This window comes from Martinezella sp. CNPSo 3732 (assembly GCF_057784515.1).
The window spans coordinates 32,991-59,060 of record NZ_JBXSOO010000001.1; the positions used below are offsets into that span (position 1 = coordinate 32,991).

23 protein-coding genes are annotated in these 26,070 nt (G+C 59.7%); 9 read left to right on the forward strand and 14 right to left on the reverse strand.

All coding sequences use genetic code 11. The annotated features are described in order from the left end of the window. Positions 1–18: 18 nt before the first annotated feature. The gene (locus AC13RM_RS00145) at positions 19–1,170 is read right to left on the reverse strand and encodes an MFS transporter (protein WP_374824583.1); all 1,152 of its coding nucleotides are present in this window, start codon (positions 1,168–1,170) and stop codon (positions 19–21) included. 292 nt (positions 1,171–1,462) lie between these two features. On the opposite strand from AC13RM_RS00145, the gene AC13RM_RS00150 reads away from it, so the two are divergent. Further along, the gene (locus tag AC13RM_RS00150) at positions 1,463–2,377 is read left to right on the forward strand and encodes a hypothetical protein (RefSeq protein WP_374824586.1); all 915 of its coding nucleotides are present in this window, start codon (positions 1,463–1,465) and stop codon (positions 2,375–2,377) included. Between the two features lie 115 nt (positions 2,378–2,492). Here AC13RM_RS00150 and AC13RM_RS00155 read toward each other — a convergent pair whose 3' ends face one another. Together AC13RM_RS00155 and AC13RM_RS00160 are read right to left on the reverse strand one after the other, a co-directional pair. Beyond that, positions 2,493–3,704 (reverse strand): MFS transporter, encoded by a 1,212-nt coding sequence (locus AC13RM_RS00155; protein ID WP_488554414.1) that lies wholly within the window; start codon positions 3,702–3,704, stop codon positions 2,493–2,495. An 11-nt stretch (positions 3,705–3,715) separates the two neighbouring features. Continuing rightward, positions 3,716–4,540 carry an aldo/keto reductase gene (locus AC13RM_RS00160; RefSeq protein ID WP_374824592.1) on the reverse strand — a complete coding sequence of 275 codons (825 nt, stop codon included), beginning with the start codon at positions 4,538–4,540 and terminating at the stop codon, positions 3,716–3,718. Positions 4,541–4,708: 168 nt separating this feature from the next. On the opposite strand from AC13RM_RS00160, the gene AC13RM_RS00165 reads away from it, so the two are divergent. Further along, positions 4,709–5,617: a LysR family transcriptional regulator gene (locus tag AC13RM_RS00165; RefSeq protein ID WP_374824595.1), complete on the forward strand. Its 909-nt coding sequence runs from the start codon at positions 4,709–4,711 to the stop codon at positions 5,615–5,617. 75 nt (positions 5,618–5,692) lie between these two features. Here AC13RM_RS00165 and cueR read toward each other — a convergent pair whose 3' ends face one another. Next, positions 5,693–6,142, reverse strand: a complete 450-nt coding sequence (gene cueR, locus AC13RM_RS00170) for a Cu(I)-responsive transcriptional regulator (protein WP_374824598.1) — start codon at positions 6,140–6,142, stop codon at positions 5,693–5,695. Positions 6,143–6,291: 149 nt separating this feature from the next. Here cueR and AC13RM_RS00175 point away from each other — a divergent pair, with 149 nt between their 5' ends. From AC13RM_RS00175 to AC13RM_RS00185, 3 genes are all read left to right on the forward strand, one after another. Beyond that, positions 6,292–6,480 (forward strand): heavy-metal-associated domain-containing protein, encoded by a 189-nt coding sequence (locus AC13RM_RS00175; RefSeq protein WP_374824601.1) that lies wholly within the window; start codon positions 6,292–6,294, stop codon positions 6,478–6,480. Continuing rightward, positions 6,467–7,939, forward strand: a complete 1,473-nt coding sequence (locus AC13RM_RS00180) for a multicopper oxidase family protein (protein WP_374824604.1) — start codon at positions 6,467–6,469, stop codon at positions 7,937–7,939. Before AC13RM_RS00175 ends, AC13RM_RS00180 begins: the two co-directional genes overlap by 14 nt. Before the next feature lie 304 nt (positions 7,940–8,243). Continuing rightward, positions 8,244–9,578 (forward strand): acetyl-CoA hydrolase/transferase family protein, encoded by a 1,335-nt coding sequence (locus AC13RM_RS00185; RefSeq protein WP_374824607.1) that lies wholly within the window; start codon positions 8,244–8,246, stop codon positions 9,576–9,578. A 157-nt stretch (positions 9,579–9,735) separates the two neighbouring features. Here the strand turns inward: AC13RM_RS00185 and AC13RM_RS00190 are convergent, their stop codons facing one another. From AC13RM_RS00190 to AC13RM_RS00205, 4 genes are all read right to left on the reverse strand, one after another. After that, entirely contained in the window at positions 9,736–10,827 is a 1,092-nt protein-coding gene (locus AC13RM_RS00190; RefSeq protein WP_488554415.1) for a porin, read from the reverse strand. Between the two features lie 389 nt (positions 10,828–11,216). Beyond that, positions 11,217–12,404 carry an adenylate/guanylate cyclase domain-containing protein gene (locus tag AC13RM_RS00195; protein WP_374823267.1) on the reverse strand — a complete coding sequence of 396 codons (1,188 nt, stop codon included), beginning with the start codon at positions 12,402–12,404 and terminating at the stop codon, positions 11,217–11,219. A gap of 48 nt (positions 12,405–12,452) precedes the next feature. Continuing rightward, a complete protein-coding gene (locus AC13RM_RS00200; RefSeq protein ID WP_374823081.1) occupies positions 12,453–14,075 on the reverse strand; it encodes an MDR family MFS transporter in 1,623 nt (540 codons plus the stop codon). A 77-nt stretch (positions 14,076–14,152) separates the two neighbouring features. After that, positions 14,153–15,379, reverse strand: coding sequence for an HlyD family secretion protein (locus tag AC13RM_RS00205; protein ID WP_374823084.1), 1,227 nt, complete (start codon positions 15,377–15,379; stop codon positions 14,153–14,155). A 136-nt stretch (positions 15,380–15,515) separates the two neighbouring features. On the opposite strand from AC13RM_RS00205, the gene AC13RM_RS00210 reads away from it, so the two are divergent. Beyond that, the gene (locus AC13RM_RS00210; RefSeq protein WP_374823087.1) at positions 15,516–16,418 is read left to right on the forward strand and encodes a LysR family transcriptional regulator; all 903 of its coding nucleotides are present in this window, start codon (positions 15,516–15,518) and stop codon (positions 16,416–16,418) included. 30 nt (positions 16,419–16,448) lie between these two features. On the opposite strand, the gene AC13RM_RS00215 is transcribed toward AC13RM_RS00210, so the two are convergent. The 3 genes from AC13RM_RS00215 to AC13RM_RS00225 form a co-directional block, all read right to left on the reverse strand. Beyond that, positions 16,449–17,456 (reverse strand): ABC transporter permease, encoded by a 1,008-nt coding sequence (locus AC13RM_RS00215; protein WP_374823090.1) that lies wholly within the window; start codon positions 17,454–17,456, stop codon positions 16,449–16,451. A 120-nt stretch (positions 17,457–17,576) separates the two neighbouring features. Continuing rightward, positions 17,577–19,118: a sugar ABC transporter ATP-binding protein gene (locus AC13RM_RS00220; protein WP_488554416.1), complete on the reverse strand. Its 1,542-nt coding sequence runs from the start codon at positions 19,116–19,118 to the stop codon at positions 17,577–17,579. Positions 19,119–19,220: 102 nt separating this feature from the next. Next, on the reverse strand, positions 19,221–20,177 hold the full coding sequence (locus tag AC13RM_RS00225) for a sugar-binding protein (protein ID WP_113232299.1): 957 nt from the start codon (positions 20,175–20,177) through the stop codon (positions 19,221–19,223). Between the two features lie 373 nt (positions 20,178–20,550). Here AC13RM_RS00225 and AC13RM_RS00230 point away from each other — a divergent pair, with 373 nt between their 5' ends. Then, positions 20,551–21,693 (forward strand): LacI family DNA-binding transcriptional regulator, encoded by a 1,143-nt coding sequence (locus tag AC13RM_RS00230; RefSeq protein ID WP_374823096.1) that lies wholly within the window; start codon positions 20,551–20,553, stop codon positions 21,691–21,693. Between the two features lie 91 nt (positions 21,694–21,784). Next, positions 21,785–23,080 (forward strand): hypothetical protein, encoded by a 1,296-nt coding sequence (locus AC13RM_RS00235; RefSeq protein ID WP_374823099.1) that lies wholly within the window; start codon positions 21,785–21,787, stop codon positions 23,078–23,080. A 33-nt stretch (positions 23,081–23,113) separates the two neighbouring features. On the opposite strand, the gene AC13RM_RS00240 is transcribed toward AC13RM_RS00235, so the two are convergent. Genes AC13RM_RS00240 through AC13RM_RS00250 form a run of 3 tightly spaced genes read right to left on the reverse strand, consistent with a single transcriptional unit; the run spans position 23,114 to position 24,826 of the window. Beyond that, positions 23,114–23,686 (reverse strand): hypothetical protein, encoded by a 573-nt coding sequence (locus AC13RM_RS00240; protein ID WP_374823102.1) that lies wholly within the window; start codon positions 23,684–23,686, stop codon positions 23,114–23,116. Next, positions 23,676–24,239 (reverse strand): DUF4352 domain-containing protein, encoded by a 564-nt coding sequence (locus tag AC13RM_RS00245; protein ID WP_374823105.1) that lies wholly within the window; start codon positions 24,237–24,239, stop codon positions 23,676–23,678. The genes AC13RM_RS00240 and AC13RM_RS00245 overlap by 11 nt, the downstream gene beginning before the upstream one ends. Next, complete coding sequence (locus AC13RM_RS00250; protein ID WP_374823108.1) at positions 24,236–24,826, reverse strand: hypothetical protein; 591 nt, start codon at positions 24,824–24,826, stop codon at positions 24,236–24,238. Before AC13RM_RS00250 ends, AC13RM_RS00245 begins: the two co-directional genes overlap by 4 nt. Positions 24,827–25,029: 203 nt before the next feature. Here AC13RM_RS00250 and AC13RM_RS00255 point away from each other — a divergent pair, with 203 nt between their 5' ends. Next, on the forward strand, positions 25,030–26,034 hold the full coding sequence (locus AC13RM_RS00255) for a LacI family DNA-binding transcriptional regulator (RefSeq protein WP_374823111.1): 1,005 nt from the start codon (positions 25,030–25,032) through the stop codon (positions 26,032–26,034). Positions 26,035–26,070 lie beyond the last annotated feature (36 nt).

Below are 26,070 nucleotides of genomic sequence, written 5' to 3' on the forward strand. Positions count from 1 at the left end.
TGCCGGATCGCAGAGTCCTTACGCGAAGGCGCTGCGACGGGCCGAAAGCGACCCGATGCCCATCAAGGCGGCGAGGATGACCGGGATGCAGACAAGGTAGGCCGTGCGAATCCCCGCATGTTCGGCAACGAATCCCAGCAGCGGCGGAGCCAGGAAGAAGACGACGAAGGACATTTGTCCAAGTGCTGCAACATTGACATGGGCCGGACGGTCGGTGCGTTGGGCGGCCGCCGAAACCGCCAGCGGATAGACCGCGCTGCAGCCGGCGCCCATGAAGGCGAAGCCGAGTAGCGCCACATTGGGGTGAGGCGCCAGCCAGACGGCGCAGAGACCGGCAGCTGAAAGAAGCAGTAGGGAGAGTGCAACGGAGCGGGAGCCGAAGTGATCGACGAACCGGTCCGCAAACAATCTTGCCAGCGCCATGAAGAAGGTGAACAGCGTCAATCCGAGCCCGCCGACGAACGGTTCGACGTGAAAGACGTCGCGCATATAGATCGCCGACCAGTCGATGCCCGCGCCCTCGACCAGGAAGGCAGCAATGCCAATGACACAGAGAGGCAGCAGGCCGAGTGTCGGCAGCGCGACATGCCCGGCCTCCGGATGATCCTGTGCCGGGCGGGCGGGCGCATTGCGCATGCCGGCAATGACAAGCGAACCCACGATCAGCACGAAGGTAAATGTCAGGGCAAGGTGCAGCTGCATCGAAATGCCGGCCTGGCGGATCGCCGACGATACGAGGGCGGTGACGAAAAAGCCGAGGCTCCAGAATCCATGGGCGCGGTTCATCACGCCCCGGCCAAGCTGCGCCTCGATGCGATCGATCTCGACGTTGAGATTGATTTCAAGCGCTCCGGCCAGCAGACCTTCACAAAGCAGGATGGCAAAGACAAGCGGAGCAACGCCCATCCAGGGCACGAGCGCCAGGGATGCGGACGTTCCAAGCACGGTGATGAATGCGGTCTTGCGCGCGCCGAGACGTGCGACGATCGGGGAGGCGAAGGTGAGCGATATCAGCGCGCCGATAGCCGCGCCGATCAGCGTCAGGCCGAGCTCCGATTTGTCGATCTGCAAGGCGTCCTGCAGATCGGGGAGGCGCGACAGCATTGCGCCCATCGATACCGCAAAGAGGAAGAAGCAGACATAAATTCGCTGCTGCGGTTCAAGACGCATTTTTATGCTCCGGAAAATCTGAACACAGATGAGATGGAGAGGGTCTATCCGAAAGCAACTAGTGCTGGCAATACGAGCCCATGTCAAATGATCAGACGGTTAGGGCCAAAAGCCGATTTTGTCAGCCTGGTCCCACGCCACCAGAAACAAAATCGACCGTCTGGACAAATAAGTTCGCCGACCTAACTCCCCCGGTTGGACACGCATAAATCGTATCGCCGCTGCCTTTCAGCGGCATGGCGATTTGGGAATTTCATCCTTCGTCAACGGATCAGGAAACGGCAGATCAGATATGGGATTAGCACCGCTCACAAGGCCGACGGGCCAGACGCCGCAAACGGATTTGAACAGCTACAGGCTGATACCGCTCTCCAGCTGCCCCATCCTCGGGAGTAGTGCGGCATCGGGACTGCCGTCCGGCGTGCTTTTTTCCGGCCGGTCCTTCGAAGCGGTGAGCGACAACGCACTGTCCTGCTGCGGTCGCTATAATCTGAGGAACAGCCTGCATCAGGGCGTAGCCGCAATTGGCGATGACGGGCATCTGATCTTTGCCGTCAATAGCTGGGTGAGTGGCCAGCGCTGCACGGTCATGGGTGCCTTCGACCCCATGGGTAAGCCCGTTGCGCCGACCAAGCCTCAGCAGGATTTGCTTGGAAAATACTTCCAGTCGCCCGAGCGTCCGATCGTTCTCGATTCAAAGGCGAAGAGCGACATCGGCTTCAAGACGAATGGGCTCAATCCGAACGTCGGCGTCTATGTCGGCAACAAGACGATCATTTTCGACGTCAACGCACGGTCGTTTGATGGTAATATCGAAGGCAGCGCCACGATAACCACCGATTTCAACGGCAAGGTTCAGGATCAGCTTTATAAATTGTCGACCAAGGATAAAAATTCCTCGCTGAGCGGCAGCTATGAGCGCAAGGGCACCGAGACAACCGAAACCGTGGCGGCGTCATGGGAAAAATGGTCCTTGGCGGGCAAGCATTCCCGGGATGGTGCAAGCAGGAGCCGCGAGCTTGATCTTTCCTATCGCGCCACCGACAAAATAACGATCAAGGCGTCCTGGAGACCGGACGTGAAGCCGCCATCCACGGCTCCGCGCATAACCGATTATTCAATCTTCTCGGCCACTAGCCCTAACCTCCCGCCGGCCCCGCCCAATTACAGCAACTATATGATCACGCTTGAAATCAAGCTGCCTTGAGCATGGCTGTTTCAATTGGATCGAGCCGTCTGCGGCGACGGACCGTAGACGGCTCGATTTCTGTTGATAGGACATCCGGAAACCCTGACGCCTTTAGGGGCCGCCGGCGGATTGATCAGGCATTGCAATTTGCCGGCAGCGACGATGATCTGCGCGTGCCGATCAACACCAGTACCAGGCCGGCGGCGGCGAGCAGCCCTCCGGCGATCGCAACCGCTGCATAGCCGAAGCCAAGGCTGATCACGGCGGCACCGGCTGCGGCACCCAAGGCATTGCCGAGGTTGAACGCCCCGACATTCATGGAGGAGGCAAGACCAGGCGCTTCGGCTGCCGCTTCCATGACGCGCATCTGTACCGGCGGAACGATCGCAAACGCTGCGCCGCCCCAGACGAGAAGACCGATGGCCGCCCCGATGTGGCTGGTCATTGCCAGCGGCAGCACGAACATGATCGCGGCAAGCAGGCCAAGGAAGATCTTGGTTGCGCCATCAAGCGACCAGTCGGCCAGACGGCCGCCCAGCCAGTTGCCGATCGTGAAGCCGACGCCGATCAACACCAGTCCCAACGTTACGAAGCTGTTGGAGGCGCCTGTCAGTTCGGTGAGCGCCGGAGCGACATAGGTATAGAGTGCAAACATCGCGCCTGCGCCCATGACGGTCGTTGCCATTGCGAGCAGTACCGTCGGATGGGTAAGCACGGCGAGTTCACGCCGGACATTCGGCATCGCGCCGCGCTCGCCTTTCGGTAGGGCGAACCATAGCGCTGCAATGGCGGCAATACCGATCAGCGCCGTTCCTGCGAAAGCCATGCGCCAGCCGATCGCCTGACCAACCCAGGTGGCGGCCGGCACGCCGCCGATATTGGCGATCGTCAGCCCCATGAACATGGCGGCAACGGCGCTTGCCTGCTTTTCCTTCGGCACCACGCTTGCCGCCACGACGGCGCCCAGACCGAAGAAGGCGCCGTGGTTAAGGCTGGTAACGAGCCGGGCGAGCAGCAACGTGAAGTAGCCTGGGGCCATGGCCGACATGAGATTGCCGACGGTGAAGACGCTCATCAGCAGCATCAGCGCCGTGCGCTTGCCGAAGCGGCTGAAGGCGAGCGTCATGAAGGGCGCGCCGACCATGACGCCGATCGCATAAGCGCTGATCAGGAGGCCGGCGGTCGGGATCGAGACGTCGACCCCCTTGGCGATGACCGGGAGAAGTCCCATCGGCGAAAACTCGGTCGTGCCGATACCGAAGGCTCCGATCGCCAGGGCGAGAAGCGCCCACCGTGCGTGAGAAGATGTTTGGGCCTTTTCGGCCGTCGAGATCCTGGTGTCCATGTTAAAACTCCTTAGGCGTCCCATTCGGGCGCGAGGCCGGGCGGGCTGACGATCCGGCCATCCGGGCGAGCGAGAGTGGCGATGGCGGCCATATCCGCCTCGTCGAGATTGAAGTCGAAGATCGCGATGTTCTCCTTGACGCGCTCCGGATTGGCCGTCTTGGACAAAGCGATGTGGCCTTGTTGGATCAGCCAGCGAAGACCGACCTGCGCGGCGCTTTTGCCGTATCTGGCGCCGATCCGCTGCAGCACCGAATCCTTCGGCACCGCACCGTCGGCCATGCCGTAATAGGCGGTGATTGCAACATCATTCGCTTTCGCCGCTGCGGTAAGGGCATGTTGGGACAGATAGGGATGGATCTCGACCTGATTGGTCACGATCGGCGTGCTGGAAAGTCTGACCGATTCCCGCATCTGCGCGATATTCTGGTTGCTGACGCCGACGAAGCGGGTCTTGCCGGCGGCCTGGACGGCATTCAGCATTTCGATCTGCTCCGCGATCGGAACCTTGTCGCCCGGCCAATGCAGAAGGAGAAGATCGACGCGGTCAGTCTTCAGCCTGTCGAGGCTTTCGTCGACCGAAGCTGCGAACTTCTCGTTGCTGTAATTGTCGACCCAGACCTTGGTGGTCAGGAACAGTTCGTCCCGTCGCGCGCCGGCGGCCTGGAGGGCCTGTCCAAGCGCTTCCTCGTTCTGGTAGATCTGTCCGGTGTCGAAATGACGGAAACCGGCCTCCAGTGCGGCCGGGATGACGCGTTCCACTTCCGCGTCCGACATGCGGAAGACGCCGAAGCCGAGCGCGGGAATTGCAGCGCCCTGGGCGGTAACGGTGAGCATCGAAAACTCCTTTTTGAATACCTCGGCGGCTTTGGCCGCCCTGAATGGGTGACGCGCCGGATTTGAAGGCGCAATCTCTTCGGCCTATGAAATAGAGAGAGCATACGCACTTGATAATTGGGTAGCTTTTCACATTATTTGTGAAATTAAATCAAAAATGGGTGCTCCATGGACAATCGCGTCGGCGAGATGCAGGTATTTCTTCGCGTGGTGGAAGCAGGCAGCTTTTCCGAAGCAGCGCGCCTGTTGCGCATGACGCCCTCCACCGTCAGCAAGCTGATCTCACGTATCGAATCCCGGCTCGGCGTGCGGCTTGTCGAACGCTCGACACGACGGCTATCGCTGACCCTGGAGGGCCGGATCTACTATGAGCGCAGCCAGGCCCTGCTGCATGATCTCGACCAGGTCGAACAGGAACTGGCACAGGGTGCGACGACGACGGGCGGCACGGTCCGCGTCAATATTTCCGTTGCCCTGGGCGTACTCGGCCTCGAACCTCTCTTGCCGGAATTTTGGCAGACCTATCCCAATGTTGTCGTCGATCTGTCGCTGTCCGATGAAATCGTCGATCTTTATCTCGACCGCACCGACGTTGCTTTTCGGGTTGGGGCTTTGCCGGCTTCAGGCATGATTGCACGCCGCCTCGGCATTGCTCGCCGCAAGATCGTCGCCGCGCCCAGCTATCTCGATCGCCATGGAATACCACTGAGTGTTGATGACCTCTCCCGGCACAATTGCCTGGGATTCAATTTCCGCCGTCTTGCGCCCGTCTGGCCGGTGAGGGAAAGCGGCCGCATCGTCGATCGCGCCATGCCGAGTTCGCTGCTTGCCAATAATGGCGAAACCGTGCGGCGCATGGCGCTGGCAGGTGTGGGGCTTGCGCGTATGGGTGATTATCACGTCCGCGCCGACCTCGCGGCGGGTCGTCTCATCGAGGTGCTCGCCGATGTCGTCGAGCCGGATGAGGAGCAGATTCACGCGGTCTTCCTGGGAGGGGCTCGCATGCCGCAGCGCGTGCGCGTCTTCCTTGATTTCGTCGTGCCGCGCCTCCGGCAATTCCTTGACGGGGAAGCCTGAGCAGCCTTGGCGGGGATTTATCCCGAGCAAGCTATGATGTCGGTGCCGCGCCGCAAAGAGGTCGGCGGGCAGAGATCACTGCAAGGGCCGCGATATCGCGCCGGGTCGAGGCTGGATCGGCAGATTTTCGTCTTCCTGATCGGTCTCGAGCCGCTGCAGGATCGGGCAATGCGGACGATGGTCGCCCTGACAGGAATTAACGAGCATGCTGAGTGTGTGCTCCATGTCCTGCAGGTCGGCGATCTTTTTCTTCAGTGCCGCGATGTGACCCTGAGCGAGGCGCTTGACCTCGGCGCTCTGGCGGCTTTCGTCGCGCCAGAGTTCCAAAAGCTCGCTGATTTCCGCAACGGCAAAGCCGAGATCGCGCGCTCGGCGGATGAAGCGCAGCATGTGCACGTCGGTATCCGAATAGTCGCGATAACCCGATGCCGTTCTGCCGGCTGCCGGAATGAGGCCGGTCTCTTCGTAATAGCGGATCATCTTGGCCGAAACGCCCGATGCCTTTGCTGCCTGTCCGATATTCATGAATGTTCTCCTGACAGGCACCGCCTGATGTTGCCGATGGAAGATGGGCCTTCCAACCATGGGAAGGTCAATAGCATATTTTTGGCTGTAGGACACTTGACCTTACCATGGTTGGAACCCCCACCTTAAGCATCATGAGATCAAAACAGATGAGAGTTCTCCTGGAGCTGAGACTTGAAAACATGACCTGCGGCTGCTGCTTGAGATCCGTCACCGAAGCAATCCAATCCGTCGATCCAGACGCCGGGATCGAGACCAGTCTGGATGCGCGCACGGTGGTGAGCGGCCTTAATGAGGATATCGCTCAGCAAGAGGAAGCAATCGATGTACAGACGTAATTTTCTTGCGGGGCTGGCGGGCCTTGCGATTTCCGGGCCTGCCTCGGCCCAGATGATGCACGACATGGGCAACATGAACGGCGCTCACAATATGATGCCTGTCGCCGGCAACAAGCCCGTCCTGCCGGAAGGGCAGCCTCTACGGGAGCTGCCGCGTTTGATGAACGAGGCCGGCGAAGCCGGTTTGTTCAAGACAAGACTTACCGCAGAGCAGGGGCTAGCTCGCTTCGCCGAAGGGCTCGATACGCCCGTGCTCCTCTATAACAGCGGAAATCCCGTGATCGAGGCGCATGAGGGTGACAGGATCGAGATCAGCTTCAGGAACGGCATTCCCGGCGAACCGACGACGGTCCATTGGCATGGGATGCCGGTGCCGGCCGATCAGGATGGCAGCCCCATGGAACCCGTCGCTTCGGGCAGCGAGCGCCTCTATGCTTTCGATCTGCCGCAAGGCAGCGCCGCATCCTATTGGTTCCATCCCCATCCGCATGGTCTCACTGCCGCACAGGTTTATCGCGGGCTCGCAGGCATCTTTCTCGTGAAACCCAAGGATGATCCGATCCCTGCCGAATATGGCGATACGGTCCTGATGTTCACCGATCTTCGGATCGCCGAAGATGGAAGCATGCCGGCGAGCAACATGATCGATCTGATGAACGGGCGTGTCGGCGATCATATTCTGGTCAATGGTCAGAAGAATCCGGTCCTGGCCGTCGCGAAAGGGGAAAAGCGTCGTGTGCGCCTCTTCAATGCGACCAATGCGCGATTCCTGCGGTTGACGTTCGAGAATGCCGCCATGATGCTCGTCGGAACGGATGGCGGCCTTATCGAGGCTCCCGTCGGCATCGACGATTTGCTGCTTGCGCCCGCCGAGCGCGTCGAACTCATCATCTCCTTCGACAGGCCGGGAGCGGCAAAGCTCGTCACACTCGCTTATGAGCGCGGATGGATGGGGCCGGGCAAGCCCGATGAAGCCGGCATGACCTTGCTGACGGCAAGTATTTCAGAGGAAGCTGCACCTATTGCGCCTCCGCTTCCCGCGAAGCTGCGCACCATTGACAGCCTCGCAGAGCCGTCAGTCACGCGTCGCTTTGTCCTGACCGAATCCATGGACGGCATGGAGATGAAGTTCCTCATCAACGGCGCCAGTTTCGATATGACGCGCATCGACGCAGTTTCGAAGGTCGGGCAGATCGAGCTATGGGAAATCGTCAACCAGGCGGATATGGACCATCCGTTTCACGTGCATGGGACGCAGTTCCAGCTTGTCGAACGGGAAAAGGATGGCGCGGTCACCAAGCCATCCTACCGGGCCTGGAAAGACACTGTGAACGTTGCCGCCGGCGAGACGGTACGCATCCTGCTGCGACAGGATTTGCCGGGGCAGCGCATGTATCACTGCCACATCCTCGAGCATGAAGATCTCGGCATGATGGGCACGGTCGACGTCAAGGCCTGACGAGCTCCATCATCAATCGCAGCCGTGGAAGGAAAATTGATAGTGTCCTTCCCTTTATCCTCGAGTCTCGAAGCTTGCGCTCTATGAGTTGCGGCGTCGATGCCGATTCGAGGGTTGAGGCCGATTTCGCTTTTGCCGGTGTGAGCATGATGTTCGGGTCTTGCGCAAACAGCAGGTTAGGCGCTTTTATGTAAGTGCGTCCTACTGCAGCGAAGGCGTTCGCAGCAGCCTCGGAGGAGGGCTGTATGCGATCACGCAGTGGAGGCCAAATTGTGCTGACGGTGGCATTCAAGGGGAGGACTCGATGGCCGCTAATCATCAGACGCAATACCGCGAACGCGTGCGCTCTGCCTATGAGGCCGTTGCCTTGATACCATCCGGCGCGAAGATCGCCATGCCGATCGCTGCAGGCCAGCCGCCTGCAATCCTTGCGGCATTGGCCGAACGCGCGCGGGCCGGAGCGGTGGACAACGTCCGGCTTTATTACCTGCTCTGCACGGGTGTCGCCGGCTCCAGCGTGCTCGACTTCGATCTGCGCGACCGCATCGTTCCCATGAGCTATTTTCATGGAGCGGTGGATCGTGCCTTGGATAAACGGCGAATGGCGGAGATGCTGCCCGCCGCCGAGATCGTGCCGTGCCATTTCAGTCAGGTGCCGCGCTCGCTGGTGGAGCATGTCGGCGTCGATACATTGATCGCTACCGTCTCGCCCATGGATGCGGACGGGAATTTCAGCCTTGGCGCCAGTACCGATTATGCCCTGGCGGTTGCCCGCAAGCCCGGCGCTCGCCTCATCCTCGAAGTCAATCCCAGCATGCCCTATGTGCGGGGCAATTGCATGATCCCGGTCTCGAGCGTCACGGTTGTTGTCGAGAATGACGCAAGCCTGCCGGCGCTCGCGGCGGCGCCTCGCTCAGAAGTCGATGATGCGATCGGCGCCATCGTCGCGGGGCTTGTGGATGATGGCGATTGCCTGCAGATGGGCATCGGTGCGCTGCCTGACGCTGTTTGCGCCGGTCTCTCACAGCACCGCCACCTGGGCATTCATACAGAAATGATGACATCGGGACTTGCCGCTCTGGTCAGAGCTGGCGTGGTCGACAATAGCCGCAAACAGATACATCTCGGGCGCACCATCTTCACCTTTGCGCTGGGAGACAAGCCGCTTTACGACTTCCTGAACGATAATCCCGATGTCGAAGCGCATCCCGTTGACTATGTGAACAATCCGTTCGTCATTGCGCAAAATGACCGGATGGTGTCGGTCAATGCGACGCTGCAGATCGATCTCAATGGCGCGTGCAATTCCGAATTCGTCAATGGACGGCAATTCAGCGGCTCGGGCGGGCAGGTGGATTTCGTCCGTGGCGCCTATGGCTCACGCGGCGGCCGCTCGATCATCGCCTGTCATGCGACGGCGGCCAAAGGAACGCTTTCGCGTATCGTTCCGACGCTGACAGGTCCAGTAACGACGTCGCGTAACGATATCCATATCGTTGTTACGGAATATGGCTGGGTGAACCTCAAGGGCAAATCGGTGGCAGAGCGGGCAAAGGCGATGATTGCGCTTGCCCATCCCGATTTCCGGGAGGAGCTGGATCGGGCTGCCCACCAGGCGGGATTCTACGCGCCGGATTGACGTAATCATCGTTGATCTTGCAGGGGGATAAGAAGGACCCGGAGGGAAATCGGATCCTTCCGGTTTCGATCGGAGGTCAACCGATCGCTTTGAGAAGCCTGATGGATCGATACATCAGGCTTCCCGTACCTGGCCCCAGGAGACCAGGTAAGCACTATCAGAAGCTACGCTGGAAGCGCAGGATACCAGCCCACTGATCCTGGTTCACAGAATCGAAGTTGGTGTAGGAAACTTCCGGCTCGATGAGCAGGTTCTTGACCGGGTTCCACTTGACGTTCGTCGTGGCGGCAAAGATCTTCGAGTCGGTGTAGGCGAGCTGGAGGTTCCACTTCAGCTTTTCGTTGATCGGAACGCCAACGCCGCCCCAGACAGCCCAGTCACCCCAGCCGCACTTCGATGCATCGTTAGCCGGGCAAGAAGAACGAGCCAGGTTGGTGCCGGCATACTTGTTCAGGTTGTCGCCATCGGTGTTCCAGCCGCCCATCAAGAAAGCCGAGAAGACGCCGAAGTCAGCATCGACGCGAGCCTTGATGGCGCCTTCCGACTTGATCGAGTCGTAACCACCGACGACCTTGAAGCCCCATGCACCGGACTTGAAGCCGGCACCGGCAACGACGTCAGGAGCGTAGTGGTTGGCCTTGTCGTCGCTTGCCCAGCTGGCGCCATAACCAGCGCCCGAGCCGCTGGAGTTGCTGTCTTCAACCGAGACGACAGCCGTGAAGCCGTTGCCGGCATCGTAGCTGTAGGTCAACTGGTTGAGTTCATACGGGCCGTCATAGATCACGTCGTCGTTGATGACGTCGCCGGCATAACCGATGTAGTAGTTATACTGCGAGTCAGCCTTACCGACCAGGAAGCCGCCGAGGCTGATGTTGGCGAACAGCAGCTTGCTGGAGGTCGAATTGCCTTCCTGCCAATCCCAACGGATGACCGTGTTGGTCTTCAGCGGGCCGTATTCGGTGTCGGTCGCGGTGTCGAGGCTCAGCTGAGCGCGGGTATGCCACAGAGTGCCGTTGTGACTGTTGGCATTATAGGCATCGTACCACTTGCCTTCGGTACGGACCATGCCGCCGACCTTGAGGCAGGTTTCGGTACCGGGAATGAAGAAGTAGCCAGCACCATATGCGTCGCAGATGCGAACGTATTCCAGCGGCTCGGGCTCAGCAGCGACGATCGCGTCAGCAGCATGAGCACCGGATACTGCTGCCAGCGCAGCAGCGGAGCCGAGAAGAAGGCTCTTGATGTTCATAATAACTCCTTGTCGTAATTATTCCTACGTAATCCAAGGAGCGAGCATAATAGGCTATCCTGGAAGTGCTTCCCGCAAACAGAAAGCCAAACCAGGCACTAAATCTATAATAGACTGCCGGTACTATCCCCACCCCGATGGAACCTCGTTAGCTGGCGGCTGAAACAACACCCCACCAGATCGCAAGCTAAATAGGTCCTGCTGACAGAGCTATATACATTCAGATTGTTTGTAAATCCGAACCGGAGCCATTCGGAAACGGAAAAACTGGTTGTTGATTTAATGCAACACATGCTTCGCGGGAAAATTCGGATAGGAAAGCCCATCTTAGAAATCGACAGATCGAGAGAATGCGTTGATGGCTCATCTCTCTTGTCTCATCGCCAGCGTCAACGTGTGATCGCAAATAGCTCCATCGCCTCGGCGAAGCCCTTCAGCGGCTGCCGCCCGATCGAGAGCGCATCGGTGATATCGGCCTTTTGCTGGAATGGGCCTGATATCAGGAGCGCTTCGCCGCTCTCGCTGCAGACGTTCTGGATGCGGCTGACGATATTGACGTCAGGGCCTATCAAGGTGAAGTCCAGGCGGTTGCCGGAGCCGACATTGCCGTAGCTCACCTCGCCATAGTGCAGCGCGATACCGGCCTTGACGCGGATGCCTTCATATTCGAAGCCGCTTATTTCATCGAGGATTGTCTTTGCTGCGCTCAGCGCGGCATTGCAGGCGCCTGTCGCATCGGCGCCTGGAAAGAATGCCAAAACCGCATCGCCCATGAATTTCAGCACTTCTCCGCCTTCGTGGGTGATCGCCGGTATCACCTTGTCAAAATAAGCGTTCAAGAGCCCGAGCACCGTGCCGCCAGGTAGCCGATTGGAAAGCTCAGTGAAACCGCGCAGGTCGCACAGCAGAAGTGCAGCCTCCATCGATTCGATTTCCCCACGGCGGATGTGCCCGGCAAGGGTGCGGCTCGCCGTCATCGGGCCGATATAGGTGTCGAGAAGGCTGAGTTCGCATTGTCTGAGGACGCGGAGTTCGCACGTGTTGCGCAATGCCGGCAGGATGCGCTCGATCAGATCATGCTCGCCGGATGTGAAGCCGCCTGGCCGCCGCGTGGCGAAGACGGCGCAGCTGATCGGTCCGTCGGCGTTGCAAAGCGGCGCCACGATCAGCTGCACCAGTCCCCGGCCGGAAAATATGTCGATATGCTGCCAGCGCCCATGCAGACTCTCGCCTGGACCGACGACGAGCGGCTCGCGCATCTCCTGTGCCTTCATGAGCGGCGTATTGGCAAGCGCGAGACGCGAGCCATGTTCGCGATCATGGATTTCGACCGGCTCGCCGGGTGCCCAGGCGAAGGTGCGCCCGATGAATTCAGGATGCAGCGTCGTCAGGTGCAGTGTCAATCGATCGACGGGAAGGTCAAGAGCCCGCAAGCGGCGGCCGAGCCCGGCGACGAGGCCCGCCTCATCGAGAGCGTGGCATTCGTCGCCCGTCAGCCATTCGATCAGGCTCAGGGTTGCCCCGGTATTGACGCCACTATGGCCCGCTCTGGAATTGACGCTTGCGGTCTTCGGCATGTCGTGCAGCAGGGTCATGGCTATCTCCTCCTCTTTGAAGCGCGGCGCTCAGTGTGCCGCACCGCCGGAAAGGTGGCCGGGTTTCTTCAGAAGCAGGCTGGCGGCAAGGGCTATGACCAGCGCGACGCCGAGCAGATAGAAGGTGTCGCTGAAAGCCATGATATTGGCCTGCTTGCGAAGGCTGGCGGCGATGGCGACGATCGCCTTGTGCGTGGCAAGCGCCTGATCGCTCACCCCATGGTTCATGAAGTAGCTGGTGAGGTTGACAACGCGGGTACGAGTAGCCTCTTCGAATACCGTGACCGAATTGGTGAGAATGTTCGAATGGAACTGCTCGCGCTTGGTAAGGAAGGTCTGCAGTGCCGCAATGCCGACCGCGCCGCCAAGATTGCGCATCATGTTGAAGAGCGCCGAAGCGGAGCCGGCATTTTCCTGCTCGATGCCGGCGGTCGCAATTGCGGTCAGTGGCGTGAAGGCGAGCGCCTGGCCGACGGCACGCACGATATTCGGCCAGAAGAGCTGGTCGCTGGCATAGTTGCCGGTCATGTGAACATTCATGAAGTTCGAAGCCGCAAAGAGCGCGAAGCCGACGATGATCAGCAGTCGTGCGTCAACACGCTTCATCAGCCGCGGCACCAGCGGGATCAGGATCAGCTGGGGAATGCCGGTCCAGGCAAGCACCATGCCGATCTGCTCGGAATTGTAACCCTGGATACGCGTCAGGTAGATCGGCAGGATGAAGACCGAGCCATAGAGGGCGACGCCCATCAGGAAATTGGCGACGATGCCGAAGCCGAAATTGCGGCGCACCAGCAGACGCAGATTGAGGAGCGGATGGGCGGCGCGAAGCTCGATGATGAGAAAGAGCGTCAAAGAGATCGCGGCGATGACGGAGAGGCGGACTATGAAAGGGGAACCGAACCAGTCGTCCTTGTTGCCTTCCTCAAGCACGGTCTGCAGCGCGGCAAGGCCGACCGCCATGGTGATAATGCCCGGCCAGTCGCCCTTGGCGAGCAGCGAAAGGTTCATCGGGGCGCGATCGAGCGACGCCCAGAGCATGCCGACCATGAGAATGCCGGGCACGAGGTTGACGTAGAAGATATATTCCCAGCCCCAGTTTTCTGTGAGGTAGCCGCCGATGGTCGGGCCGATGGCCGGCGCGAAGGTGGCGGAAAGAGCAAAGAGGGCAAGACCCATCGGTTGCTTGGGCTTCGGCAGTAGCGTGATGATGATCGTGAAGGCCATGGGGATCAGCACGCCGCCGGAAAAGCCCTGTATGGCGCGCAGAATGATCATCTGCTGCAGATTGGCAGCAAAGGCGCAGGCGACCGAGAAAAGGAGGAAAAGGATCGCGTTGGTCAGCAGATAGATGCGCACCGAAAAGACGCGGGCAAGCCAGGCGCTAAGGGGAATGACGACAATCTCGGCGATCAGGTAGGAGGTCGAGATCCAGCCGCCATCGTCCGTTCCGGCGCCGATTGCGCCCTGGATGTCGGCAAGCGAGGCATTAACGATCTGGATGTTGAGAACGGCCATGAAGGCGCCAAGTGTCGAACCAACGACGGCGGTCCACATGCGCAGCGGGCTCATGGCGGGTCGGGCAACCGGAGCGGTGGGAGTGCCCTGGGATAAGGCTGAATTGTTGTTTGCGGCGATCTGAAGAGTGGCCACGACGCGTCTCCTTCCGGCTCATGCCGGAATAATCTCATGACGATGCAGAGGTGATAATCGATGAAGATCGGGAAGGATCATCCAGCGTGGCTGGATAATCCCTGTGTGTCGGCTGTCGATGTCTGAGCCGCCTTGGTGTCGATTTCCGGCTCCACCGACATGCCGGAGCGTAGCAGCCCGGCCAGATTATCGTCATCGATGACGATCTTCACCGGTATGCGCTGGACGATCTTGGTGAAATTGCCTGTCGCATTGTCCGGTGGCAGCAGCGAGAATTCGAGCCCGCTTGCCGGCGAGAGGCTGTCGACATGGCCCTTGATGGTGACGTCCGGGAAGCTGTCGACCTTGATTTCGACCGACTGTCCGGGACGTACATAGGTGAGCTGCGTCTCCTTGAAGTTCGCGACGACATAGACCGAGTGCAGCGGCACCACCGCCATCAGCTGCGTGCCCGATGTCACATACTGCCCGACGCGGATCGAGCGGGCGCCGACCGTGCCGTCGACGGCGGCGACAATGTTGGTATAGGAAAGATTGAGCTCGGCCTGCTGAACGGCCGCGGCGGCCCGATCGCGCTGGGCGGCTGCCTGGTCTCGCTGGGTCTGCAGCACCGGTACCTTGTTCTGAGCGGCGACGAGCGCGGCTTGGTCGCGCTCGACGGCGGCGGCGGCCTGCTTTCTGGCCGATGCCGTCTCTTCGGCGCGCGACTGTGTGCCGACGCCGTTGGTGATCAGACGAGCCGAACGCGCGGCATCCGATATCGCATAATCCAGGGAGGCTTGCGACGCGTCGACCGTTGCCTTGGCCTGCCCGATCAGCGATTGCTGCAGCTGGATCTGCGCATCGATGTTGGAAATCGCCGCGTCAGCGGCCTTGAGGTCCGCCTTCGCCTGGGAAAGTGCGGCCTGGAAATCGCGGTCGTCTATGCGGGCGAGCACCTGGCCGGCCTTGACCTTGTCATTGTCGTTGACAAGCACATCCTTGATATAGCCGGCGACCTTCGGCGCGATCGTGGTGTAATCGGCCTTTACATAGGCATCGTCGGTGGACTCGATGAAGCGGCCTACCGTCCAGTAGCGGTAACCGAAATCCGCCGCGATCGCGACGCCAGCCAGCAGTGCGGCGATGAGCACGCCGCGCTTGATGAGCTTTCTGCCAGCCTTGGGCGTGGCCGAAGCGACAGGCGCTTCGACGGTCACGCTCTGCGGGGCTTCAGTTGCCGGAGACCTGGCGATCTCGTTCGCCGGAGCAGCATCGGCTTGGCTCGCGTTCTTGAACGCTTCGTTGCGGGGGAGTTCCACCATTGTCCGTTTCCTTCAATGCGCCACCCCTTTGTCCGGGGCCATTTTGATGCGATGAAGATGCGTCCGAACCGTCCTTCTGATAATCTCCTCAAATCGGGAAGGATCATCAAGTCACAGTGGATAATCCGAGGACAATATGGATCGGTTGACCAGCCTCACAGTCTTTGGCCGGGTGGTGGAATGTGGCGGCTTTTCCGCCGCCGCCCGCCGGCTCAACATGTCCGTCACCATGGTGGGCAATCACGTGCAATCGTTGGAAGACCGCTTGGGCGCGCGGCTCCTGAACCGGACGACGCGCCGGATCAGTTTGACGGAAACCGGCAAATATTATTACGAGCGCTCCTTGCAGATCCTGGCCGATCTCGAGGAGGCCGATCGGGCCGCCGGTGCGCTTAGTACCACGCCGCGCGGCACGCTGAAGCTCTACACCAGCGGCGCCATCGTCCGTTTCCTGCTCCCGGTCGTCAACGAATTCATGACGCAATATCCTGCGATCTCGCTCGATTTCAACGTCGGAGAACGGTCGATTGACATGGTCGAGGAGGGTTACGATCTGATGATCAGAACCCTACCCGCGTCTGATTCGACGCTCGTTGCGCGCAAGCTTGCGCCCTGGCGACACATGCTTGTCTGCTCGCCCGAATATCGTGACACACATCCGATGCCGAAGGTTCCGGCCGATCTCGTGGAGCATAATTGCCTGCAATATACCTATTACCCCTATGGCGACGAGTGGCGTTTCGAGGATGCCGATGGTAAGCAGGTGGGGGTCAAGATTTCCGGCAATGTCGTCTCCAACAGCGCGGAGACGCTGCGCTTTCTCCTGGCGAGCGGGCAGGGCATCTTTCTCGCGCCGAGTTTCATCGTCTTCGAAGAGGTCGCCGCCGGCCGTCTCGTGCGCGTCATGCCCGACTATCGGGCCGTGGAATTCATGATCAGCGCGATCTATCCGAACCGTAGCCATCTGCCGACGAAAGTGCGATTGTTCATCGACCTTTTGGCAGAGCGCTTCGTGGAACACCGCAAGTGGATGACCTGAGCGGCTTACCGGGAGCTGATAGCCGCTCGGCTAGGCTTGCGGCTGCTCGGCCGGTTGCCGCGCTTCCGCCTGTCGCGCCGCCGATACCAAGCGCCGCTGAGCGCGAATGGCACTCCATTGCTGATCGATCAATACGCCGATCAGGATGACGCCACCCATCACGGCGAAGTTGAGCGAGGAGGGAATGCCGAGCAGATTGACGAGGTTCTGCAGTTCCTGCAGCAGGATCGTGCCCAGCACCACGCCGATCAGCGATCCTTCACCGCCGCGCAGCGAAAAGCCGCCAAGAACCGCCGCCGCGATCGCGTAGAGCTCATAGAACTGCCCGTGGCTCGCCGGCGAGATGGAGCGGGTGTACATGGCAAAATAGATCGCCGAAAGCGCCGTCAGCACGCCGCAGATGATGTAGGCGACCGTTACCATCTTCGTGGTGCGGATGCCGGAATATTTTGCCGCCTCCTCATTCTTGCCGATGGCGTAGAGATAGCGGCCATAGACGGAGCGATGCAGAACGATCCACATGACGGCGGCAATGATCACGAGCGCGATGAAGGTATTCGGCACCCCATAGAAGCGGCCGGCAGTCAGGAATTCGAGGGTCGGAAAGTTCTGGCCGAAGGCGAAGCCGGCCGTCCCGTCTGCCGTGTAGAAGCGCGCAGCACCACGATAGATCAGGAGGCCGCAGAGTGTCACGACGAAGGGCTGGAGGTTGAGCCGAGTAATCAGCCAGCCATGGATCGCGCCCAAGACGCCGCCAAGAATTAGGATCAAGGGCAGGGCAATTGCCCAGGGCATGTTCTGAACGGCGATGAAATCGATGAACAGGACGCCGAGCAGGGCAACCAGCGAGCCTACCGACAGTTCGATGCCGCCGGTGATAATGACGAAAGCCTGGCCGATCGACAATATCCCGAAAAGGCCGATGAGGTTCGACGTATTGGCGAGGTTGATCGGCAGAAGGAAGCGCGGATTGATGATCGTCACGACAATGCCGACGACGATGATCAATAGAAGCAGGCCCAGATCTTTCTTACTCATCGATATCAATTCCCATTGACCGCAGCCGTTAGAGCAATTCTATGGAAAGCGCCAAGCGTCTTTCGTTGGAAATTGCGTAAAAACAATGAGATAGGGCGGTTCAAGATTCCATGAACTGCTCTAGTGTAGCGTCTTGCCGACAGCCAGCAAAAGCACGTTTTCCTGACTGAACCGATCCTTATCAAGGATGCCGGAGATCCGGCCTTCATGCATGACCGCGATGCGATCGGAGACGCCGATTACCTCTTCCATGTCGCTCGAGATCATCAGGATCGCCACGCCGGCATCCGCAAGCTTGCGCATCAGGCTGTAGATTTCGCTCTTCGCGCCAATATCGATGCCGCGGGTAGGCTCGTCGAAGATCAGCACCTTCGGGTGCATCGCCAGCCATTTGGCGAGCACGACCTTCTGCTGGTTGCCGCCCGAAAGCGTGCCGGTGCGGGTTACGACTGATGGCGTCTTGATGGCGAGCTGCCTGCGCTGCGTTTCGGCCGTGGCATTTTCTCGCTCAGTCGACACCATGGAGCGGCGCGCAAAGGCCGGAAGGTTGGGCAATGATATGTTCTGCGAGATCGGCATATCGAGCAGGATGCCATTCAGCTTGCGATCCTCAGGCACGAGAAAAATGCCATTGGCGACGGCATCTCCGGCGGATCGCAGTTTCACATCCTGTCCGCCGAGGGCGATGTTGCCGCCATAGCTGTGGTCGACCCCGAACAGGACGCGGGCAAGCTCCGTCCGGCCTGAGCCGACGAGGCCGGCAAGGCCCTGGATTTCACCGTAACGGATATCCAGGTTGACGGGCTGCGTCGGATAGGCGGCGGTGCGAACGGCTGCGACCTTCAGCGCGATGTCGCCCGGCGGACGTGCCGCTTCCACGGAGCGCGCGGCCAATGCCCGCCCGATCATCAGCTTCACCATGCGATCGTGGTCGATCGCGTCTTTCGGCAATGTGCCGACGAGCGTGCCGTCGCGCAGAACGATGACGCGGTCGGCGACACGCTCAACCTCATGCAGGCGGTGCGAAATGAAGATGACGCTGATGCCTTCGGCTTTCAGCGAGGATATGACGGCCAGCAATTTTTCCGTTTCAGCAAGCGGCAGGCTTGAGGTCGGTTCGTCGAGAATGACGAGGCGGGCATTGATGGACAATGCCTTGGCGATTTCGACCATCTGCTGCTGAGCAAGCGATAGTGATGCTACCGGCGTATCCGGCGAGAAATTGGCACCGACGCGCTTCAAAAGAGGAGCGACCATCTCACGCAAGCGGGCGCGGTCGACCAGTTTCAGGGCGCCGCCGCGCAGCGGTTCGCGGCCGAGGAAAATATTGGCCGCAACGTCAAGATTTTCAAACAGGTTGAGCTCTTGATGGACAAAGGCAATCCCGGACGCGATGCTGCTTTCGACTGTGAAGGCGCCGTGCTCGGCTCCATCGAGCCGAATGCTGCCATGATCCGGCCTGACGACGCCGCCAAGGATTTTCATGAGCGTCGATTTGCCGGCGCCGTTCTCGCCGACAAGACCGATCACCTCGCCGGGGCTGACATCCATCGAAAAATTATCGAGCGCTACCACGCCCGGGTAGGTCTTGCCGATTCCCGAAAGGCTGAGAAAGGGCATCGTGGTTTCAGTCGATGCCAATGTATCCGAACGCTGGTTCATAACGAATATCATGCCTGTGCGATGTGGCTTCGAAAGCCGCGGCGACGTGAGCAATTGCATTCGAGCAGCGCCGGTCCTCGCAACCGGCGCTGCTGGCTGGCCTCAATTGCCAGCCATAGCCTTCAGATTGGCCGCATAGGCATCGACATCGTCCTTGCCGATGATTTTCGTCGGGATGATGATCAGCTTGCCAGCGGGAATGCCCGATTTGTCGCCCTTCAGATAGGCGGCCATCAGCTTCATGCCCTGATAGGCCCAGAGATAGGGCTGCTGCACGACTGTGGCGGCGATCGTTCCTTCCTTGACGCCGCCGAGCGTGATCGGATCGTCATCGAAACCGACGACGGTGATCTGGCCGAGTTTGCCGGCTTCGCGCAGTGCTTCATAGATGCGCGGCGTGTTGTAGGAGTAGAAGCCCACCATGCAGGTGACGTCAGGGCTTGCAACGAGCGCATCTTCGACATTTTTCTTCGCTCTCGTCTGGTCGATGTCGTCGCCGCGCACGTCGGTCAATTCGATCTTCGTGCCCGCTAGGCCGTCCTTCATGCCCTGAATGCGCTCCTTGGCATTGTCGGCACCGAGAAGTCCCACGAAGCCGATGCATTTGCCCCCGTTCGGCATGGCTTTCTTGGCGATTTCGGCGGCCTGTTTGCCGGCATCGATGTTCGATGAGCCGATATAGGCGACGCGGTTCGTATCCGGTGCGTCGCTATCGGTGGTAAACAGCGCAGTTTCCGAACCGATCTTGTTTAGCCCCTCTGTCGAGGTCTTGGGATCGACGGCGGAAACCATGATGCCCTTGACGCCGGCCGCCACGAGATCTTCCATCAGTCGCTGCTGGATCGCGACCGATGATTGTTCAGGATATTTCAATTCCATATTGAAGTCCGGCAGTTCGGCCTGAGCCTTCTTGACGCCGGCTTCGGCCGCCTTCCAGAAGTCAGATGCGCCGTTGACCACAAATGCGAGAGTGGGCTTGTCGGCGGCGTAGGTCGCCGTCGCATAGCTCAGCAGCAACCCTGCCGCAAAGGCGGCAGCGCCCCGTGTTAGGTACTTCATGATCATCCTCCCATAGATCCGCTTGCGAGATCTAGTTGCAACTCGCGGCAGGCCGGCCCTGAACCCCCTCCTAGGGTTTTCTCGCTAAGCGAGATACGGCACGTACAACCACGCGAGCGACGGTATACGACTAATTTCAATTAGTAAATAGTATTAGTAATACAGTTGCGCGTATGCGAAGTGGGGGAGCCTTGAAAATCTGGCTATTTATTTCAATTGCCAGCAATCTTGGGTTCGAAGATGTGGGTGGTGAATCTATGCGTGCCTGCACCGGTTGCCCAGATCGTGCAGTTAATGATAATAAATATTAGCGCATGAAAACGGCCGTGGGGATTGTAGGCCGATTTCGCTTCAGGGGAGATGAGACGCAGTTATGAAGAAGATATCGGCCGCAAACGGCGATCGCACGGCCGTCGACAACAGGATATCCAAGCGAAGTGGCCGTCGGTCCGGCAGCAGGGTCACGATGACCGATATTGCCAAGGCGGCCGGATGTTCGCAGAGCGCAGTATCCTTCGTCCTGAACAATACGCCCGGCATGCGCCTGTCGCAGCAGACCCGCGAGAGGGTCATCGAGGCAGCTCGCCAGCTTGGCTATGTCGCGCCCGTGCTTGCCACGCCGCCGGCGCTCCTGTCGCCATCGAAGCTCGATGGCGTCATCGGCTTTGCCGTCGACCAGCTTGCAACCAGTCCGGAGGCGGTGGTTGCGATCGAAGGCGCGCGTGAGGCTTGCTGGAATGCCGGAAACGTTCTGCTCGTCGCACAGACCATGAGCGATCCCATTATGGAGCCGAGAGCGATCAAGGCGCTCAGCAACAGCGGCATCTCGGCGCTCATTTACATGACGATCTTCACGCGCGAGGTGGAGGTGCCGGATTATCTCTACGATCTCAATATCCCGATCATTCTTCTGAATTGCTATACGTCCGATTATGCCTTTCCGGCCGTTGTTCCGAGCGAAATAGCCGGTGGGCAGACCGCGACGCGGCATCTGATCTCGCATGGTCACCATCGCATTGCGACGATCACGGGCGAACCGTGGATGCAGGCGGCGCAGGATCGATTGACCGGCTATCGCCGGGCCTTGGCCACGGCCGACATTCCATTCGATCCAGAGTTGGTCATAGAGGGCGACTGGTCGGCGAGCGCCGGCTATTCCGGCACCATGAAACTGCTTTCGCTTCCCGAGCGTCCGACGGCGATCTTCTGTCAGAACGACCGTACCGCCATTGGCTGCTACGAAGCGTTGAAGGAGGCTGGCCTCCACATTCCGGAGGACATGTCGGTCATGGGCTACGACGACGAGGACATCTGCCGTCATCTCGTGCCGCCCTTGACGACCTCGATCCTGCCCCACATGGCCATGGGCCAATGGGCGATTGAGCATCTGGAAACGGCCGTCTTGCCAAGAGAGCGCCGCTACCAGATCACCAAGCTCGAATGCTCGCTTGTCAAACGTGCGTCGGTTGCCGCACCGGCTGGCGTCAGAACCGAGCGCAAGGTGCGAAAGGTTTGATGGATCCCGCGGGCAGCCGCAGGCGATCCGTTCGCTTGGCAGGTTGAGCGGCGTCTTGGCGACTGGCGGTTCGATTGCTACTATATGCGCCATGACGGTTCTCTCCCAGGATACCCGCCCGCCGCTCCGGCTTCCGTTCCGGCTGCCATCGCTCACCTTGCAATTGCTGTGGCGCTTCTGGCCGCAGCTGATGGCGCTGTGGCTGCTCGGGCTGATTGGAAATTCGCTTCTCAACGAACTGGCCGTCATGATCGGCCGGCTGAATGCACTGGCTGGGCTTTCGACGCTTGCCCTTGTCGTACTCCTGAAGCTTGTCATCATCGTCGCGCTGTTCGAGACCGTGCGGCCCGGACTACCGTCGCTTGATGCCGCCTCGCGCATTGCGGCCGCCCGGCCGGAAACCGATACCGGCGAGGGTTCTGCCACGCCGGGCTTCACGTCGATACTCGCGCTGACGCTCGTGCCATTCTTCGCCTACTACGCCGCCTGGGGCTTTCTCGGCGACACGGTGAGGGAATATTCCAGGCTGTCGCTCGACCTGATGCTGTTCGGGGAAAGTTACAATCCTCTGAAATTCGGCAGCAGTGCCTGGCTCCTCGTGTCGGTTGCCGTCGCCTGGGCAGTCAGGCGCTTTGCCAAATTCATGCATGCGCGCTCGAAAGCGCCGGTCTGGGCCGTTATCATCGTTATTTGCGAGGCGAACTGGGCCTTCATCGGTCTCTTTGTCATTTCGACCTGGGAAGGCGACATCCGTTCCTGGGTCGCCAAGCTTCCCGAAACGATCGGGCATTTTTTCGGCTTTCTCAATCCGGTGGGCGATGCCGCAGCGGCCACCATCTTTCCGCCGACGGCGGAGGACGCCTCGTTTTCCTTTTCCAGGCAAATACTCGGTCTCTTCTTCTATGCTCTTTATCCCGTCGTCTGGCTGACCCTTGCCGCCTTGGTCTATGGCTACGACATCAATGGCGAGCGCCCGCTGACGGAAGGCCGGTTGGCGCGCGCGATTTCGCGCTGGCAGTCGCTGCCAAAGGTGATCCGTGATTTCATTTCGCATTTCATCGCAGGCACGGCAAAACGCTATCGCGCATTGGCCGAGGGCGTTGGCCTGACCCTTGGTTCCGGTCTCGGGCTGATGCTATCGGTCATTCTGCTGTACCGGCTGCTGGATTGGGGCTCGGCTTGGGCCTGGTATGGCATCTCAAGGCTCATCGGTCCGCACGATCTGCCCTTGTGGCAGATGATTGCGCAGGCCATTTCGCTCGTCTTCGGCAGTCCCAGTGCGCCGGGCGACGGCGTCCTCATCATGCCGATCAAGATTTGCCTGCTGGCTGCAGCTCTGGAAATCGGCTTCGCGCAGGGGCGGGAATGGCGCCGCGGCGGAAGCTGATGCCTGAAGCGGTTCGGCTTTCCATGGCCCTGCTTAATTCAGTCGCAACGGGAAGGATATGGCGTCCGGTCTCGTCGAAGCGAAGCTCAGCCGCGCCGATAAAGAGGTAATTGCGTCGGCCGGCACGACGAATTTTTCCTCCATGAGCGTGTTTGCACTTTTGGCAGGCGGCTGGCGGGATACGGTATCGCAGCCATCGATTGGGGTGGCTTGTGGATCAAGGTCGCGGCTGAGATCCTTGGAAAGAATGAAATTGAGGGGCTGCCAGCGGCGCCCCGTCGGGTCCGTCAGGGTCAGGCTGCATTGAGCCCAGGACTGCCCGATATCGTCTTCGGCTTTCGCAGCCAGCCTTACGATCACCAGGCGCATCTGGCCGGGGAAGGTAATTTTCCCGTCACGCCCATCGCCGATCACCCTTGCCTGATTGAGCGTCCAGGAGGCCTTGGCATAGGTCTGTCCGCCGACATTGTCGCTTATGCGCAGCTCGTTTCGCTTGATGTAATCCTCGGCATTGCGCCAGGCGTTAATGGTGTAATTGCCCGCCAGCAAGAAGGGCAGGCTTAGCAGGGATGCCAACCACAGCCGTCTCTCCCGTCTAGACGCCATTATTGCCGATCTCCACGCGGTCGCGCGTTTCGACGCTTCCGCCGTCGAGCTTGACGCGAATTTCCGAATCCAGCTGAGGGGACGGCTGCCTGGAAAGCACCAGTGTCATATTGCTCGTTTCATCTTCCGGCAGCTCGAAGATGAAGATGCCCGTCGTCGGCAGCCCCGGCTGCAAATCCTTGGATGACAGAAGGCGAGGGGCACCATCGGCACGATGAGTCTGCCGGTAGGAACGGCCGGAAGCTCCTTCAATCGCTGCGGCCTGGATGGTCATGGTATCATATTTCGACTGCAGTTCGACACTGACGATCAGCCAGACCCCTTCGGTCTGCCGCTCGACTGGCTTGCCATAAGATGTAAACGCGATCGTCTTCGCGCGCAGAAGCTTGGCGACCTTGACGCTGAACGTCTTGCTCGACACGGTGTCCTTCTGCAGTCCTGACGTTTCGATGGGGCCGGTCAGGACGGCATAGCTCGGTGTCGTCGATTGCAGGAACGCCAAGAGCAGGGCGGTCATGCCGACGAGCAATAAGGAAAGTAAAAGGCGTATCAAGGATTTGCTCCTTGTCCCACCGAAAGCGGCAAGCCGACGCGCGCCACGTCGTTCGGGTTGAACCAGCCCGGTGCCGCGTAGAGATTGTCCTTCGGCTTATAAGTGGTTCCGACGATCGCGACGTTCAGGACTTTCGGGAGCGTTTGTGTCGCAGGCAATTGCCAGACGACCTTGACCTTTTCCGGCATCATCGGCTGGAGGTCCCAAAGCAAATCATTGTCCCGGACAAGATAGAATTGTGGGGCCGGGGGGTTAGCAAGATTTTCGAGCTTCAGCGTATCCCGATACAAGTTCGAGCTTTCCGCTGTCATGTTCTCAAGGGTCAGATCGAGTGTCAGCGCTTTCTTGCCATCGGGAAGGCGTCGGTCATCCGGCGTTTCGGTAGCGACGCTGCCGGAATTGAGAATAACCATCCATTGACCCGCGTCGACGGGTTTGCCGGGTGGCACCTGCGCCACCTCTGTTCCCGTGCGGGTTTCGTAGATCGACAGCCCGAGCGACAGTGCGCCCGCCAGAAGCCCGCCGATACCGGCGATGATCCGTGTATAGAGCGCCTTGTTCGCTTTGCTGATGGCAGACTGGTTCATTGCCTGGTGCGATCGGGTGGTGACTTTCGCCGCCTGCATCTGAAGGACGAGCGGCAATCTCTATTTGGTTCAGCGGGTCGATACGGCAAGGGTGGGTGGTGTCTGAGCGCAGGAATTATGTGCTGATACTGCCGGAAAAATATGTCGTAAATCGATTTGCAAAAGCATTTGCAAATCGATTTACAATGCCGTAACCTACTCCCATGACCACAATCGCCAAAGTTGCCAAGCGTGCCGGAGTGTCGCCGACCACTGTGTCGCATGTGCTGAATCACGCCGACCGTGTCTCGGCGGACTTGCGCAAGCGCGTTCAGGAAGCGATCGCCGAGCTTGGTTATGTGCCGAACCCGCTCGCTCAAAGCCTCAGGACCGGCCGTACCAATCTCGTTGCCATGCTGATCCCGGATATCCGCAACCCCTTCTATCCGGAAATGGTGCAGGCGGCGCAGTCCGATCTCGAGGCGATCGGGATCGATCTCCTGATCTTCAATACCGATGTTCCCGGCGGCCATTCACAGGAGCACGGCAAGCACTATCTCCGCCAGATCCGCAGCCGGCGCATCGATGGCCTCATCGTCGGCGATTTCGCTCTCCACGGCATGCATGACGCGCTGCTCGAAATCGATCTTCCCACAGTGTTTATCGGCGACCTGCCGAACAAGGCGGTCGACAGCGTCAAGATCGACGATTTTGGTGGCGGCCATCAGATGGGAACCTATCTGGCCCAGAAGGGCCATCGCCGGATCGCACATCTGACCGGCCCTTCCTTCTTCGCCGAAGCCATGGTGCGCGCTTCCGGATTCGAGCAGGGCCTGCGTGACAACGGCGTCGAGCCGATTGCCGAACTGCGGCGGGAAGGAAGCTATCTTGGTCCGTCAGGGGAAGAGGCGGTCGATTGGCTCCTGGCGAACTATGGCGACAACCTGCCCTCGGTGATCTTCTTTGGAAACTACCTGATGGCCGCGGGAGCGCTTGCCGCCTTCTTCGACCGCGGCATCAATGTTCCGAAGGATATCGGCATTGCCGTCTTCGGCGATCAGCCGCAGCTCGAATATATCAGGCCGCGGATTACAAGGGTCGGCAACACGCCGTCGCTGCTGGCCCATCGCGCAACCGAGATGCTGCTCGAGAGGCTTTCGGGAGCTTATGCCGGACCTGCGCGTTCGGACGTGATTCCCTGCAATCTACACGCCTTCGATACCGCATGAATTGAAGCTCCGTCACCCTGTAGGAGAGTGGTGGCG